Source organism: Streptomyces sp. NPDC055966 (assembly GCF_042269865.1).
Lineage (GTDB): Bacteria > Actinomycetota > Actinomycetes > Streptomycetales > Streptomycetaceae > Streptomyces.
The window spans coordinates 158,737-173,352 of record NZ_JBHJYK010000001.1 but is presented as its reverse complement, the minus strand read 5'-3'; the positions used below and the strand labels follow the sequence as shown (position 1 = coordinate 173,352).

15 protein-coding genes are annotated in these 14,616 nt (G+C 71.2%); 6 read left to right on the top strand and 9 right to left on the bottom strand.

Annotated elements, in window-relative coordinates; translation table 11 throughout:
* Positions 1-3: 3 nt before the first annotated feature.
* On the bottom strand, positions 4-969 hold the full coding sequence (locus ACFC8N_RS00825) for a peptidoglycan-binding protein (RefSeq protein WP_376285148.1): 966 nt from the start codon (positions 967-969) through the stop codon (positions 4-6).
* A gap of 143 nt (positions 970-1,112) precedes the next feature.
* Between ACFC8N_RS00825 and ACFC8N_RS00820 the strand changes: the two genes are divergently transcribed.
* Complete coding sequence (locus ACFC8N_RS00820; RefSeq protein ID WP_376285145.1) at positions 1,113-3,164, top strand: MDR family MFS transporter; 2,052 nt, start codon at positions 1,113-1,115, stop codon at positions 3,162-3,164.
* Here ACFC8N_RS00820 and ACFC8N_RS00815 read toward each other — a convergent pair.
* Both ACFC8N_RS00815 and ACFC8N_RS00810 read right to left on the bottom strand, forming a co-directional pair.
* Positions 3,157-3,654, bottom strand: a complete 498-nt coding sequence (locus ACFC8N_RS00815) for a GNAT family N-acetyltransferase (RefSeq protein WP_356030539.1) — start codon at positions 3,652-3,654, stop codon at positions 3,157-3,159. The two genes, ACFC8N_RS00820 and ACFC8N_RS00815, sit on opposite strands and share 8 nt — an antisense overlap.
* On the bottom strand, positions 3,651-4,070 hold the full coding sequence (locus tag ACFC8N_RS00810) for a DUF1992 domain-containing protein (RefSeq protein ID WP_356030540.1): 420 nt from the start codon (positions 4,068-4,070) through the stop codon (positions 3,651-3,653). The genes ACFC8N_RS00815 and ACFC8N_RS00810 overlap by 4 nt, the downstream gene beginning before the upstream one ends.
* A 130-nt stretch (positions 4,071-4,200) precedes the next feature.
* On the opposite strand from ACFC8N_RS00810, the gene ACFC8N_RS00805 reads away from it, so the two are divergent.
* Positions 4,201-4,593, top strand: a complete 393-nt coding sequence (locus ACFC8N_RS00805) for a hypothetical protein (protein ID WP_376285141.1) — start codon at positions 4,201-4,203, stop codon at positions 4,591-4,593.
* A 24-nt stretch (positions 4,594-4,617) separates the two neighbouring features.
* Here the strand turns inward: ACFC8N_RS00805 and ACFC8N_RS00800 are convergent, their stop codons facing one another.
* Both ACFC8N_RS00800 and proP read right to left on the bottom strand, forming a co-directional pair.
* Positions 4,618-5,289, bottom strand: a complete 672-nt coding sequence (locus ACFC8N_RS00800) for an O-methyltransferase (protein ID WP_356030543.1) — start codon at positions 5,287-5,289, stop codon at positions 4,618-4,620.
* Between the two features lie 144 nt (positions 5,290-5,433).
* On the bottom strand, positions 5,434-6,819 hold the full coding sequence (gene proP / locus ACFC8N_RS00795; protein ID WP_376285138.1) for a glycine betaine/L-proline transporter ProP: 1,386 nt from the start codon (positions 6,817-6,819) through the stop codon (positions 5,434-5,436).
* A gap of 341 nt (positions 6,820-7,160) precedes the next feature.
* Here proP and ACFC8N_RS00790 point away from each other — a divergent pair, with 341 nt between their 5' ends.
* Positions 7,161-9,197, top strand: coding sequence for a bifunctional glycosyltransferase 87/phosphatase PAP2 family protein (locus tag ACFC8N_RS00790; RefSeq protein WP_376285135.1), 2,037 nt, complete (start codon positions 7,161-7,163; stop codon positions 9,195-9,197).
* Between the two features lie 16 nt (positions 9,198-9,213).
* On the opposite strand, the gene ACFC8N_RS00785 is transcribed toward ACFC8N_RS00790, so the two are convergent.
* Positions 9,214-9,582: an ATP-binding protein gene (locus ACFC8N_RS00785; protein WP_362822236.1), complete on the bottom strand. Its 369-nt coding sequence runs from the start codon at positions 9,580-9,582 to the stop codon at positions 9,214-9,216.
* A 108-nt stretch (positions 9,583-9,690) separates the two neighbouring features.
* Between ACFC8N_RS00785 and ACFC8N_RS00780 the strand changes: the two genes are divergently transcribed.
* Together ACFC8N_RS00780 and ACFC8N_RS00775 are read left to right on the top strand one after the other, a co-directional pair.
* Positions 9,691-10,518, top strand: a complete 828-nt coding sequence (locus ACFC8N_RS00780) for a helix-turn-helix transcriptional regulator (protein WP_356030546.1) — start codon at positions 9,691-9,693, stop codon at positions 10,516-10,518.
* On the top strand, positions 10,499-10,684 hold the full coding sequence (locus ACFC8N_RS00775) for a DUF397 domain-containing protein (RefSeq protein WP_376285132.1): 186 nt from the start codon (positions 10,499-10,501) through the stop codon (positions 10,682-10,684). Before ACFC8N_RS00780 ends, ACFC8N_RS00775 begins: the two co-directional genes overlap by 20 nt.
* Here ACFC8N_RS00775 and ACFC8N_RS00770 read toward each other — a convergent pair.
* The gene (locus tag ACFC8N_RS00770; protein WP_362822189.1) at positions 10,668-11,837 is read right to left on the bottom strand and encodes a steroid 3-ketoacyl-CoA thiolase; all 1,170 of its coding nucleotides are present in this window, start codon (positions 11,835-11,837) and stop codon (positions 10,668-10,670) included. The two genes, ACFC8N_RS00775 and ACFC8N_RS00770, sit on opposite strands and share 17 nt — an antisense overlap.
* A gap of 248 nt (positions 11,838-12,085) precedes the next feature.
* On the opposite strand from ACFC8N_RS00770, the gene ACFC8N_RS00765 reads away from it, so the two are divergent.
* Entirely contained in the window at positions 12,086-13,321 is a 1,236-nt protein-coding gene (locus ACFC8N_RS00765; protein ID WP_356030551.1) for a cytochrome P450, read from the top strand.
* A gap of 40 nt (positions 13,322-13,361) precedes the next feature.
* Here the strand turns inward: ACFC8N_RS00765 and ACFC8N_RS00760 are convergent, their stop codons facing one another.
* On the bottom strand, positions 13,362-14,060 hold the full coding sequence (locus ACFC8N_RS00760) for a YoaK family protein (protein ID WP_356030552.1): 699 nt from the start codon (positions 14,058-14,060) through the stop codon (positions 13,362-13,364).
* A 94-nt stretch (positions 14,061-14,154) separates the two neighbouring features.
* Positions 14,155-14,571: a transglycosylase SLT domain-containing protein gene (locus ACFC8N_RS00755; RefSeq protein ID WP_356030554.1), complete on the bottom strand. Its 417-nt coding sequence runs from the start codon at positions 14,569-14,571 to the stop codon at positions 14,155-14,157.
* Positions 14,572-14,616 lie beyond the last annotated feature (45 nt).

Sequence of the window (14,616 nt, the reverse complement as noted above, 5' to 3'; positions counted from 1 at the left end):
CCCTCACTGCTGCGAGGGCTGTGACGTCTCCGACTCCAGACGCTGCCGGGTCGCAGGGCCGTACTCCCCGTAGGGGTCACCGGTGATGCCCCGGGCCTGCTGGTAGGTGCGCACCGCGTCCTCCACGGGGCGGGTGAAGACGCCGTCGACCTGGTCGGCGTACAGGTTCAACTGGCGCAGCCGCTCCTGGAGTTCGGTCACCTGCGGGCCCTGGTCGCCGCGGCGCAGCACCGGCGCGGCCGCGGGTGTGGTCCGCGCGCTCGCGGAAGCCGTCGCGGTGGGGGAGGGCGAGCGGGACGCCGTGGGGGACGGTGCCGCGGAGGTCGGCGACGCGGACGGCGTGGCCGGCCGGGCCGGGGTCGGCGGGGCCGAGGACGGACGCGCCAGCGAGCGGGACACGGGCGGGGAATCCGCCGCCGGCGAGGAAGACGACACCGGCGCGCTCACGTCCGGAACGCTCGCCCGGACCTCCTGGGCGGCGGAACGGTCCCGGGACGACGGGGTGTCGTACGAGAACAGCCCGCTCGCCAGGCCGGCCGCCGCCACGACCGCCACGCCCGCGCCGGCGGCCGACAGCAGGACGGCGCGCCGGGGACGCCGGCGCGGCGCCTCGCCCGGCACGGTCTCCGCCGTGGCCGCGCCGTCCGCCCCGCTCCCCTCGAACATCCGCAGGTCCGTCGTGCTCGGCCCCGGTATGGGGCGCAGGGGCAGCGTGGCCTCGACGGGCGGCACCGCGCCGGTCTGCGCGGGCTCGTCCACCTCGACGTACGGGCGGATCCGTAACGGGTCGAAGTCCTCCGCCGCTGCCGCCTCGGCCGTCCGCGTCTCCCGCAGGGCCTCGGCCGCCCGCTCGGTGCAGTCGCACGACGGACTCCGGTCCAGGCCCCTCGGCGCCCCGCACCGCGGGCACGTACGGCCCTCGGGACTCCCGGGACTCTCCGGACCCCCCGGCCTCGCGGAATCACTCATGTGTTCGTCCTCCCCTTGCGGACTTCCGAGACTATGCGGACCTTGTCCGCATCCGCCGTCAAAAACGCGGGACTCGACAGGCCATAACCGGTCACACCGACGACGATGGAGAAGGTGCATTCCGAGCCTCCCGGGAGGTCTCCATGACCCTCGACACGCACGGCACGACGAAGGACGTGAAGGACGGCGAACACGTCCCCGGCAATGTGTTCGTCCCCATCGGCGCCCTGCTGCTCGGACTGCTGCTCGCCGCGCTCGACCAGACCATCGTCTCGACCGCGCTGCCGACGATCGTGAGCGATCTCGGCGGCCTGGAGCATCTGTCCTGGGTGGTCACCGCCTATCTGCTGGCCTCGACCGCCGCGACCCCGCTGTGGGGCAAGCTCGGCGACCAGTACGGCCGGAAACGGTTGTTCCAGACGGCAATCGTGATCTTTCTCATCGGCTCGGCGCTTTGCGGCATGGCGCAGAACATGGGCGAGCTGATCGGGTTCCGCGCACTCCAGGGCCTCGGCGGCGGCGGGCTGATGGTGCTGTCGATGGCGATCGTCGGCGACCTCGTACCGCCACGCGAACGCGGCCGCTACCAGGGGCTGTTCGGGGCCGTCTTCGGCGCGACCAGCGTGCTCGGGCCGCTGCTCGGCGGGCTGCTCACGGAGCATCTGAGCTGGCGCTGGGTGTTCTACGTCAACCTCCCCGTGGGCGTCGTCGCGCTGGCCGCGATCGCCACCGCGCTGCGCCTGCCGCGCCGCAGCGAGCGCCACGTCATCGACTACCTCGGCACCTTCCTGATCGCCGCCGTCGCCACCTGCCTGGTCCTCGTCGCCTCGCTCGGCGGTACGACCTGGCCCTGGGCCTCGGCGCAGATCATCGGGCTCGCCGTGCTGGGCGTGCTGCTGGCCGTGGCCTTCGTGGCCGTCGAGCGGCGGGCCGCCGAACCGGTGCTGCCGCTGAAGCTGTTCGGCATCCGCACCTTCACGCTCGCCGCCGTGATCAGCTTCATCGTCGGCTTCGCCATGTTCGGCGCGATGACCTATCTGCCGACCTTCCTCCAGGTCGTGCACGGCGTCTCGCCGACCGTGTCCGGGGTGTACATGCTGCCCATGGTGTTCGGCCTGCTGCTGTCCTCGACCGTGTCCGGACAGATCGTCAGCCGCACCGGGCGCTGGAAGGTGTTCCCGGTCACCGGCACCGCCGTCACCGCCATCGGCCTGCTCCTGCTGCACCGCCTCACCGAGCACAGCCCGACCGCCGTGATGAGCGTCTACTTCTTCGTCTTCGGTCTCGGCCTCGGCCTGGTCATGCAGGTGCTGATCCTCATCGTGCAGAACGCGGTCTCGTACGAGGACCTGGGCGTGGCCACCTCCGGCGCGACCTTCTTCCGCTCCATCGGCGCCTCCTTCGGCGTGGCCATCTTCGGCACGATCTTCGCGAGCCGCCTCGGCGACAAGCTCACCGCCGCCTTCCGGGGAGTCCCCCTGCCGCCCGGCGCCAGTGCGAACGCCGTGAAGTCCGACCCGCGGGGCATCGCCGCGCTGCCGCCGACGCTGCGCCCGGCCGCGCTGCACGCGTACGCCTCCGCCATCACGGACGTCTTCCTCTACGCCGCGCCGGTCGCCCTGCTCGGCTTCCTGCTGGCGTGGTTCCTGAAGGAGGACCCGCTGCGCGGCTCGGTCACCGCACCGGACGTCTCCGAGACCCTCGCGCCCAATCCGGTCGAGCGTTCCTCCTACGACGAGTGCTGCCGCGCGCTGTCCGTGCTCGGCACCCGCGAGGGCCGCCGGGAGATCTACGAGAAGATCACCGCACGGGCCGGCTACGACCTGCTGCCCGCCGCCGGCTGGCTGCTGCTGCGCATCCGCAGGTACGGCTCGGTCGAACCCTGCGTGCTCGCCGAGCACGGCCCCGTCCCGCTGGAGGTCCTCCTCGCCGCCGCCCGCCAGGTCGAGGAACGGCGCCTTGCGCAACGCGAGGGCCTGGACCTGTACCTGACCGACACAGGCCGCGAGGTCGCCGACCGGCTGGCCGCGGCCCGCGAGGAGTCGCTGGCCGAACTCCTCGGCGACTGGTGGCAGCCGGACCGCTCGACCGACCTGACGGAGCTGGTGAAGGAACTCACCGGCGAACTGTGCGGCTCGGCGCGCGAACAGCCACGCGAACGACCGCACGGCCGGCCGGTGACCGGGCTCAGCTGACGGTCAGTTCCTTGCGGAACCAGTGCTCGGCGTACGCGGCGTCGTTGTGCGGCTCGGTCTCCGCGTAGCCGAGGCGGGCGTACAGGGCGCGGGCCTCGACCAGATCGCCGCGGGTGTCGAGCACGATCCGCCGGGCCCCGAGGGCGCGGGCGGCCTCCTCGGCGGCGGCCACGAGCAGCGGGGCGCCGCCCTTGCCGCGCAGGTGATCGTGCACGAACACCCGGGTGAGTTCGGCGGTGTCCGGGCCGAGCAGCCGTACCCCCGCCGAGCCGCCCGCCTCACCCGCGTACCAGCCCACCAGCAACTGCCCGGCGGGCGGCGCGAGTTCGGCCCCGTTCTCGGCCGCGATCTCCCGCTCCAGCTCGCCGGGGTCGGTGCGGTGCCCCTCGTGCAGCACGTACCAGCGGTCGCTGACCTCGGTGTAGTACGCCCGCCACAGGACGGCGGCGATGGGGGAGTCGTACGGTTCCGGGGCGATGGTCCACGTCATGCCGGAGTATCACCCCCGGCCCGTCGCCGGTGCCACTCCCTTACGACCTCCTCGACGTCGTACGGCTTCCTGCCCAGCGGGGGGCCGGGCGGGGGCTTGAACATCATGTCCTTGATCTTGACGTTGACGTCCTCGACGATCTTCCGGGCGATCCGCTCCGAGGGGGCCGCGTAGGCCGCGTCGAGGGCGTCCTCGGCCTCCTTGCGGAGGGCGAGCGCGGGCGGCAGGACGGACAGGCCCTCGCGCGTCATCTTCCGTTTGATCCACCACAGTTCGTCATAGGTGGAGTCGACCTCGCTCGGCAGCGGCTCGCCCGCTCCCGGCAGTCGCTCGAATTCACCGCGCCCCTGCGCGTCACGGATCTGCTTGTCGACAAACGAGTCGAACGACACACCCGGTGGCTTTCGCTCGGTCATGACTCCATTGTGCCGGACGCGGCCCGGCGGGGCGTTCTATCATGCGGCGGCGGCAGGCCGATCCGGCCTCGTCGCGAGGACGTGCACGGACGGTGCACGGACGTGCACGGACATCACAGGGGGAACGCACGTGCTCGAACTCACCATGGCCACCGTCTCCGAGGCCGACTCCGGCGCCACGGCCGGTATGACGATGGCCGACGCGCCGAGCGAGCCGGGCGCCGCGCTCCGGGTCGGCAGGGACGCGGCGGTGTGCAAGCTGGTCACGCCCGACGACTGGCTGTTCGTCTCCCGCGTCCACCTGGAATTCGTGTGCGCCCCCGACGGCGGCTGGCAACTGACCTGGCTGCGCGGCTCACAGGCCGAGCCGTCCGCCGAAGTGCGCCTGGTCTCGGGGGAGTTCAGCCAGCCCCTCGGCTACGGCGCGACCGTACGGCTGCCGCACGGCGGGTCCGGCGAGATCGTCGTCCAGGACCGCACCGCGCCGCGCAGCGTCAACGTCGGCTTCTACCACGAGGCGTAGCGCCACCCACGCACCCGGTGCGGCTCAGGCGAGCACCCGGGCCAGCGCGAACCCGTCGTAGCCCTTGGTGCCGACCGTCTGGAGCGCCGTACCGCTCAGCCTCGGGTGGGTGGCGATCAGGTCGATCGCGGCGCGGGTGCCGATCACGTCCGGATCGGTGCTGTCCGGGTCGGCGACCCGGCCGCCGCGCACCACGTTGTCGATCACGATCACGCTGCCCGCACGGGTGAGCCGCAGCGCCCACTCCACGTAGTGCGCGTTGTTGGCCTTGTCGGCGTCGATGAAGACCAGGTCGAACGGGGGCGGGTTCTCGTCGGCCAGCTTGGGCAGCGACTCCAGGGCCGGGCCGACCCGCACCTCCGCGATCCGGTCCAGGCCCGCCCGGGCGATGTTCCGCACGGCGACCTCGGCGTGCCGGGCGCTGTACTCCAGGGAGACCAGCCGGCCGTCCTCGGGCAGCGCCCGGGCCAGCCAGATCGTGCTGTACCCGCCGAGCGTGCCGATCTCCAGCACGGTGCGCGCGCCCTGCAACTGCGCGAGGAGCTGGAGGAACTTGGCCTGTGCGGCCGTGACGGCGATGTCCGGCAGCCCGGCCGCCTCGTTCTCCCGCAAGGCCGCCTGAAGCGCCTCGTCGTCGGGCGCCAGGTGGCTGATGAAGTAGTCGTCGACGTCGTCCCAGAGCTGCGAGCCGGTCATGCTCCTGCTGCCTTTCCCGAGTGCCTGCGCTTCCCCTGCGCGGTCATCGTCTCAGCCGAGGGGCACCGACGGGGAGATCGGCGGCGGGGCCCGGACCGGTGGCGGCGCGGCCCACGCCGGGAACCTGGCGACGGCGAGGACCGCCTACCGCGCCTCCCGGCCCTCCACCGCCGGCGCCGACCCCGGAAGCGGGCGTCCCGCCGACTCCGCCATCCGCCACACCGCGAACCCGCCCACGACGGCCGCGGCCATCATGTAGTACGCGGGCATCATCATGTTCCCCGTCGCCCCGATCAGCGCGGTCACCACCAGCGGAGTCGTGCCGCCGAACAGGGACACCGACACGTTGAAGCCGATGGACAGGGAGCCGTAGCGCACCCGGGTCGGGAAGAGCGCGGGCAGCGCGGCCGGCATGGCCGCCGTGAAGCAGACCAGAAGCAGGCCCAGCGCGCCCATGCCCAGCGCGACGGCGAGCAGGCTGCCCTGGCGGATCAGCAGCAGGGCGGGGACGGACAGGAGGAGGAAGCCCGCGCAACCGGCCGCGATCACCGGGCGGCGGCCCACCCGGTCGCTCAGCGCGCCCGCGAACGGCTGGACGATCATCATCAGGGCCATCACGCCCAGCACGACCAGCAGCCCGTGCGTCTCGTCGTACTTCAGCTCGCTCGTCAGATAGCTCGGCATGTACGACAGCAGCATGTAGTCGGTGACGTTGAAGACCAGCACCAGCCCCATGCACACGAGCAGGGCCTTCCACTGGCCCGCGACCATCTCGCGCAGCGGCACCTTGGGGCGCCGCGCCTCCGCCTTCTCGACCTGTGCCGCGAACGCCGGGGTCTCCTCCAGCCGCATCCGCAGGTACAGGCCGATGACACCCATCGGACCCGCGATCAGGAACGGGATCCGCCAGCCCCAGGACAGCAGGTCGGCGGGCGACAGCAGGGCCGTCATCAGCGTCACCAGGCCCGCGCCGCAGATGTAGCCCGCCAGCGTGCCGAACTCCAGCCAGCTGCCGAAGAAGCCGCGCTTCCTGTCGGGCGCGTACTCGGCGATGAAGGTCGACGCGCCCGCGTACTCGCCGCCCGTCGAGAAGCCCTGCACCAGACGGGCGGCCAGCAACAGCAGCGGCGCACCCACGCCGATCGACGCGTACGACGGGACCAGGCCGATGGCGAACGTGCCCGCCGCCATCATGATCATCGTGACGGCGAGGACCTTCTGGCGGCCCACCCGGTCGCCCAGCGGACCGAAGACCATGCCGCCCAGCGGCCGGACCAGGAACGCCGCGGCGAAGGCGCCGAACGTCGACAGCAACTGCGCGGTCGGGCTGCCGGAGGGGAAGAAGACCTTGCCCAGGGTGACCGCGATGTAGCTGTAGACACCGAAGTCGAACCACTCCATGGCGTTGCCGAGCGCCGCCGCCTTCACGGCGCGCCTGACGAGCGCGGGGTCGACGACGGTGACGTCGGTGGGGGCCTGCGCGGCCCGCGGGGTCTTCGGGTGCGGGGTGACGGCTGTGGCGACGGCCAAAACGGGGCTCGCCTACCTTTCGACGGGGACAGGGGCAAAAAGTGACCATAGGTGGCTTTCAGGTCCTTACGTGGTGCAAGCGGACGGCTGCACAGCGCAGCCAAAGGGGGTGTGTACAGGCAGGTCCGCACGCTGCGGCCGCGCTCCCCGGCGCCCCCGCTGTGACCCTTCTCGCGCCCCGGCCCCGCAACCGCACAGGGTGCGCACTATCGTCATCCGGACAAAAGGCGGACGAAAACCGGGCGGACGTCAGGTGAAGTGGGGGTTGCCCGCGTCTCTGTCCAGAGCCGGTGGGAATCTCATAGGGTTTTGAGAAGGACGGGGCGGGAGGCCGACGGGGCGTGGCGAACGTGGAGCACAGCGGGCGGCCGACGGATGCCTTCGGGCAGGACTCCCCGGGAGCACGACTGCATGCGGCCAGGCTGGGACTGTGGGCGGTCGCGGCGATCCTCGCCGTACGGCAGATGGCCGCCGTCCTCAGCACCCCGAGCGGCGAGCGGCTGACCGACCTGGAGACCTGGGTCGGCCCGCACGGCGTCCTGCACGTGGACGGCTCGATCTACGACTCCTCCCGCTTCACCGGCACCCCCTTCGGCGGGCTGGTCCTCAAGCCGCTGACCCGCTCCGCCGAGGCCGCGCTCGGCTGGGGCTGGACCTTCGGCACGCTGCTGCTCGTCGTCGCCCTCGGCCTGGCCGCCGCCCGCGCGCTGCCCCAGCCGGTCAGCCGCCGCACCTCGCTGCTGGCCGCGCCGGTCGCGATCAGCCTGCTCATGCTGTCGCTGCCGGTCCGCAACGCGCTGTGGCTCGGCCAGACCAGCGTCCTGCCGGTGCTGCTCGTCCTGCTCGGTCTGTTCGCGGTCCGCGGGGAGCGGGCCAGCGGCCTGTGCATAGGCCTCGCCGCCGCGTTCCAGCCGACCCTGCTGCTGTTCGCCCCGCTGGTGTGGTTCACCGGCCGCCGCCGGGCCGCGCTCAGCACGGCCGGCACCTTCGCCGCCCTGACCGCGCTCGCCTGGGCCGCGCTGCCGCACGACTCGTACGCGTACTGGGTGCACCACATGGCCGGGGCGGGCCTCGGCGGCAAGGCCGACGCCCTCGGCAACCAGTCACTGCACGGCGCGCTGCTGCGGCTCGGCGTGTCCGGGTGGCCGGAGATCACCGTCTTCCTGCTGCTGGCCTCCGCCGTCGCGGCCCTCGCCATGCGCCGCGCGGTGCACTACGCGGCCGACGGGCAACTGCTGCTCGCGGTCGCCGTCACCGGCTGTGCCGTCGTCGCCGTCTCGCCCACCGCCTGGCAGTACCAACTGCTGTGGGTGCTGCTCGCGGTCGTCGGCCGGGTCGGCAGGAAGGCCTCCGACCGCTACGTCTGGCCGGTGGCCGTCGTCCTCGTCACGACGCTCCCGGCGAAGATGATGCTGCCGAACACGCCGGCGCTGTACCCGCTGCGCGACAACCTGGTGCTGCTCGCGGCCCTGGCCGCCGCGACGACGGTCCCCTTCCTCTCTCGAACCTCCCCCTACTACCAGACCCCGATCCGCACGGAGTACGCCCCACCGGTCCCGGCTCGCTTTCGACGCGTCCCCCTCCTCCCCTTCCTGCGCCGCGTCCTGACCCGCCCGAACCTGCTGCTGGAACTGCTCCTCATCCGGGTCGTCTACGCCGCCTACTCACAGGTCCGCCTCGCCGCGACCGGCGGCACCGTCTCCGGCGGCCGGGCGCGCGCCGAGCACCACGGGCACATCGTGCTCGACATCGAGCGGTTCCTGCACATCGACATCGAGCACGGGGTCAACCACACCGTGGCGAAGATCGAGTGGCTGCGGGACTTCTTCAGCTTCTACTACGAGTCCTTCCACTTCGTGTTCCCGCTGACGGTCCTCGCCGTCCTCTACTGGCGCCGCCCGGTCGACTACCGCTGGGCCCGCGCCTCCCTCGGCTTCGCCACCTTCCTTGCCCTGATCGGCTTCTGGTTCTTCCCGCTGGCTCCGCCGCGCCTGATGCCGCACCTCGGCATCATCGACACCGTCCACGGCGCGCAGGACTTCTCCAAGCCGGACTACGGCGCGCTGACCGCGCTCACCAACCAGTACGCGGCGATGCCCTCGCTGCACTTCGGCTGGGCCCTGTGGTGCGGCGTGGTCATCGCGGTCATCGCCCCGAAGCGCTGGATGAAGGCCCTCGGCCTGCTGCACCCCCTCCTCACCGTCTCGGCCATCATCGCGACCGGCAACCACTGGGTGCTCGACGCGATCGGCGGCGCGGTGGTGGTCGCCGCCGGCTTCGGGCTGTCGTACGTGCTTCAGGGGCCGAGGTCGAAGAGGGTCACGGGGATGACAGGCGCCCAGGAGGAGGCAGAGAAGGTGAGCGTCGGCAGCACGTGACCGTGGGGCTCCACGGTCACTCCTCGACTCCGCACTCGAACCACACCGTCTTACGGCCCAGCACCCACGGGGTCACGCCCCACTTGCCGACCACGGCATCCAGCAGTGCGAGTCCCCGGCCGCCCTCTGCATCAAGGTCCAACTGGCGGGGCGGTTGGGGCAGTTGGGAGAACCCGTCGGCCACCTCGACCCGGACGCCGGCGGTCTGCCGTACGAGCAGGACGGTGCAGCGCCGGTCGGGAACGTGCCGCACGACATTGGTGACCAGCTCACTCAGGCCCAGCTCCACGGCGAACGTCAGCTCCGCCAGCTCCCATTCGTGGAGCAGCGAGCGGGCGATACGGCGGATGTGGCGTACCGAGTGCTCGCCGACGGTGAGGTGCATGCGGTACTGGGGAGTGCGGGGAATGTTGAGGTTCACAGGGCGAGGCTGACCTGGGATCACTACGCTGGGCAACTGGACGAACACAACAGGTCCGGGAGGGGACTTGGCATGGTGAACATCAACACCCTCGACCCCAGCGCCTCACCGCTCGACTACTACGGCTTCGAGCTGCGCCGGTACCGGGAGGCGGCAGGACTGACGCAGAGGCAGTTCGGGGACATCATCAACTACACGGGGTCGATGGTCGGCCAGGTGGAGACGGCCCGGAAGCTGCCGACGCTGGACTTCAGCCAGCGGGCGGACGCGGCGCTGGGAACGGGCGGGTTGCTGACGCGGCTCCACCCGCTGGTGATGCGCAGCCAACTTCCGGCGTGGTTCCAGCAGGTGGCGGAGTTGGAGGTGCGGGCGACGGAGATCTGCACGTTCCAGACCCATGTGATCCACGGTCTGCTTCAGTCCCCGTCCTATGTGCGCGCGGTGCTCGGAGTGCTGGATCAGGACAAACTCGGGGATCGCGCGGCCGTTCGGCTCGCTCGCCAGGGCATCTTCGAGAAGGAGGAGCCGCCGGTCTTCTGGATGGTCCTCAGCGAGGCCGCGCTGCACCAGGAGATCGGCGGCCACGAGGTCATGCGCGAGCAACTGGCTCATCTGTTGACCTTCGAGGGCGATCCGCGGGTCAACGTGCAGATCCTGCCGTACTCGGTAGGGGAGCATCCAGGGCTGCAAGGCTCGTTCAACGTCTACCGCTTCGTCGGTGACCCGAGCATCGTCTACACCGAGGGGTACGGCAGCGGGCATACGACCGCCAACCCGGACACCGTCAAGGACTGCTCGCTCCGTTACGATCATCTACGAGCCGCCGCGCTCTCTATCAAGGACTCGGCGGCGCTGATCCGACGGGTGATGGAGGACCGCTATGGAGAGCAACTGGCGTAAGTCCAGCTACAGCGGAGACCAGGGCGGTGATTGCGTCGAGATCGCAGAAGCTCCCACCACCATCGCCATCCGCGACTCCAAGTCCCCGGCGGGACCGATCCTCACCCTCGACCCCGCCGCCTTCACCACCTTCGTCACCTGGACGTCGGCTACAGCCGCTGAATGATCGTCCCCGTCGCCAGCCCCCCGCCCGCGCACATCGTGATCAGCGCGAACTCCTTGTCCGTGCGCTCCAGTTCGTGCAGGGCGGTGGTGATGAGGCGGGCCCCCGTCGCCCCGACCGGATGCCCCAGGGCGATCCCACCGCCATTCACGTTGACCTTGTCCAGGTCCTGCTCGAAGACCTGGGCCCAGCTCAACACCACTGATGCGAAAGCCTCGTTGATCTCCACGAGGTCGATGTCCTTCAACGACATCCCCGCCTTGCCCAGCACCGCGCGCGTCGCGTCGATCGGGCCGTCGAGGTGGAAGTGCGGGTCGGCGCCGACCAGCGCCTGAGCGACGATCCGTGCCCTCGGCCTCAGCTTCAGGGCGCGGGCCATCCGTTTCGACGCCCACATGATGGCCGCCGCCCCGTCCGAGATCTGCGACGAGTTGCCCGCCGTGTGGACCGCCGTCGGCATCACCGGCTTCAGCCTCGCCAGTGCCTCCATCGAGGTGTCCCGCAGGCCCTCGTCCTTGTCGACCAGGCGCCACATGCCCTGGCCGGCGTACTGCTCCTCCTCGGTCGTCGGCACCTGCACGGCGAACGTCTCGCGCTTGAAGCGTTCCTCCGCCCACGCCAGAGCCGCCCGCTCCTGGGACCGCAGCCCCAGTGCGTCGACGTCCTCCCGCGTCAACCCCCGGTGGCGGGCGATGCGTTCGGCGGCCTCGAACTGGTTCGGCAGGTCGACGTTCCACTCGTCCGGGAACGGCTTCCCCGGGCCGTGCTTCGACCCCGACCCGAGCGGGACCCGGCTCATCGCCTCCACGCCGCAGCTGATCCCCACGTCGATCACGCCGCCGGCGACCATGTTGGCCACCATGTGCGAGGCCTGCTGCGAGGAGCCGCACTGGCAGTCGACGGTCGTCGCGGCCGTCTCGTAGGGCAGGCCCATGGTCAGCCAGGCCGTGCGCGCGGGGTTCATGGACTGTTCGCCGGCATGGGTGACGGTGCCGCCGACGATCTGCTCGACCGCGTCGGCGGGGATGCCGGTGCGGCCGAGGAGTTCACGGTAGGTCTCGCCCAGGAGATAGGCGGGGTGCAGGTTGGCGAGCGCGCCGCCGCGCTTGCCGATCGGGGTGCGGACGGCTTCGACGATCACGGGTTCGGCGGCCATGGGTGCGGGTCCTCTCCGAGGGCTCTGCGAGGGCTCTGCGGGGCTCTCCTCCAGAACGTGCAGAACTAGTACGCGTTCTAGTTCTCAGAGCAGTTTGCTGACGTGATGTCCATCACCGCAAGGGTCTTGCAGCGGGTGGAGCCGGATTGGGGGCGTCATGCCTCTTGTGAGTTGTAGAACCCGTTACTACGGTCACGGCATTCAGCATCCACTGATGGACCGTCAGGACTTGACGACGGGAGCCACCGATGCCCTGTCCCGCGCTGCCCGACGGGTTGGACCTCACCGACCCCGATCTTCTCCACCACCGCGTGCCCCTCCCGGAGTTCGCCGAGCTGCGCCGCACCGAGCCGGTCCGCTGGATCCCGCAGCCGCACGGCGTCGCGGGCTTCGCCGACGCCGGCTACTGGGCCGTGACCCGGCACGCGGACGTCAGGTACGTCTCCACGCACCCCGAGCTCTTCTCCTCCACCCTCAACACCGCGATCATCCGCTTCAACGAGCACATCCAGCGCGACGCGATCGACGCACAGCGCCTCATCCTGCTCAACATGGATCCTCCGGAACATACGCGCGTCCGGCAGATCGTGCAGCGGGGCTTCACGCCACGTTCCATCCGCGCCCTGGAGGAGCGGCTGCGGGCCCGCGCCGAGTCCATCGTCGCGGCCGCCCGCGCCCGCTCCGGGCCCTTCGACTTCGTCACCGAGGTCGCCTGCGAACTGCCGCTCCAGGCCATCGCCGAGCTGATCGGCGTACCCCAGGAGGACCGGTCCAAGATCTTCGACTGGTCCAACAAGATGATCGCCTACGACGACCCCGAGTACGCCATCACGGAGGAGGTCGGCGCCCAGTCGGCCGCCGAGATCATCGCCTACGCCATGAACATGGCCGCCGAGCGCAAGCAGTGCCCGGCCCGCGACATCGTGACGACCCTGGTGGCGGCGGAGGACGAAGGCAACCTGAACTCCGACGAGTTCGGCTTCTTCGTGCTGATGCTGGCGGTGGCCGGGAACGAGACCACGCGCAACGCGATCACCCATGGGATGCACGCGTTCCTGACCCACCCCGAGCAGTGGGACCTCTTCCGGCGGGAGCGGCCCGGGACGACGGCCGAGGAGGTCGTGCGCTGGGCGACCCCCGTCAACGCCTTCCAGCGGACGGCCACCCAGGACACCGAACTGGGCGGGGTGCTGATCAAGGAGGGGGACCGGGTCGGGCTCTTCTACGCCTCCGCCAACCACGACCCCGAGGTCTTCGCCGACCCCGACGCCTTCGACATCACCCGCGACCCCAACCCGCACCTGGGCTTCGGCGGCGGCGGTCCGCACTTCTGCCTCGGCAAGTCCCTCGCCGTCCTGGAGATCGACCTGATCTTCAACGCCATCGCCGACGCCATGCCCGGCCTGCGGCTGGCCGACGAGCCTCGGCGGCTGCGCTCGGCCTGGATCAACGGGGTCAAGGAACTCCAGGTCACCACCGGATGACGCACCGTCGTCCGCGCCCGCCCGCTGCTGTGCTCCCGGCTCACTCCTGGCCGGATGCCACCACCGCCAGCACGGCGGAGACGGCCGCCGCGAGGGCGAGCGGCAGACCGAGGCCGTGGTGCAGGACCAGCCACGCGCCCAGGAAGGCACCGGCGAGCATGGCGATCACCGAGGCCGTACGGCGCGGGGAGCGGTGACCGGTGGCGTCGCCGAGCCGGGACTCGGAGGCGAGGCCGGTCAGGGTCATCGTCAGCACGGTGGTCGTCAGGTCGGCGACGCCCAGCTTGCGGACCGTGGCGTTGCGCAGGCCCATCGCGTACCCGGTCAGGGCGATCAGGGCGTAGACGGTGCCGGTGGCGTGCGGCCAGCCGAAGGCGACGGCCGCGGACACGCCGACCAGGGCCGCCTCGGCCACGAGGGTCAGCCGGGTCCAGCGGCGGCGCGAGCCCCCGCCGACGCGGGCGGCGAGCCGGCCGCCGGTCACCGCGCCCAGCAGGAAGCAGCCCAGCGAGGCGGCCGTGTGCGGGACGGAGAAGCCGGGCGCTCCGGCGGCCGCGAAACCGAGGACGACGACGTTGCCGGTCATGTTCGCCGTGAAGACGCGGCCCAGCCCCAGATAGCTGACGGCGTCGATGAGCCCGCTGACCACCGTGAGCATCAGCAGCACGAGCACGAGCCGCAGCCCGCGCGTCTCGGGGTCGAAGGTCTCCTGTGCGGGTGCGTCGTCCGCTGGGCTCATCGCCCCAGTGGACCATGCCGGGGCGGGAGAACGCCGAAGGCGGCGGCCCCGGATCGGGGCCGCCGCCTTCGGCGGTGGTGCGGTGCGGGCCGGCTCAGTACCAGCCGTTCGCCTGCCAGAAGCTCCAGGCCTTGGCCGGGCTGCCGTAGCGGGAGTTCATGTAGTCCAGGCCCCACTTGATCTGGGTGGCCGGGTTGGTCTTCCAGTCACCGCCGGCGGAGGCCATCTTCGAACCGGGCAGGGCCTGGACCAGGCCGTAGGCGCCGGAGGAGGAGTTGGTCGCGGCCGGGTTCCAGCCGCTCTCGTGCGAGACGATCTTGCTGAACGCGTTGAACTGCGCGGCGTCCGGGATCATCTTGTGCGCGATCGCCTGGGCGGAGGAGGCCGTGGCGGGCGTGGCGGCCTGGGCGGGCGCCGCGGTCAGAGCCAGACCGGCGGTGGCGGCGGCCACGGCGGCGGTCGTGAGGGCCTTCTTCGGGGAAGCGATGCGGCGGATGAAGGAGACGGTCACGGAGAACCTCTTGCGTCGGGGACAGGAGATCGCCGGTATGCCGTG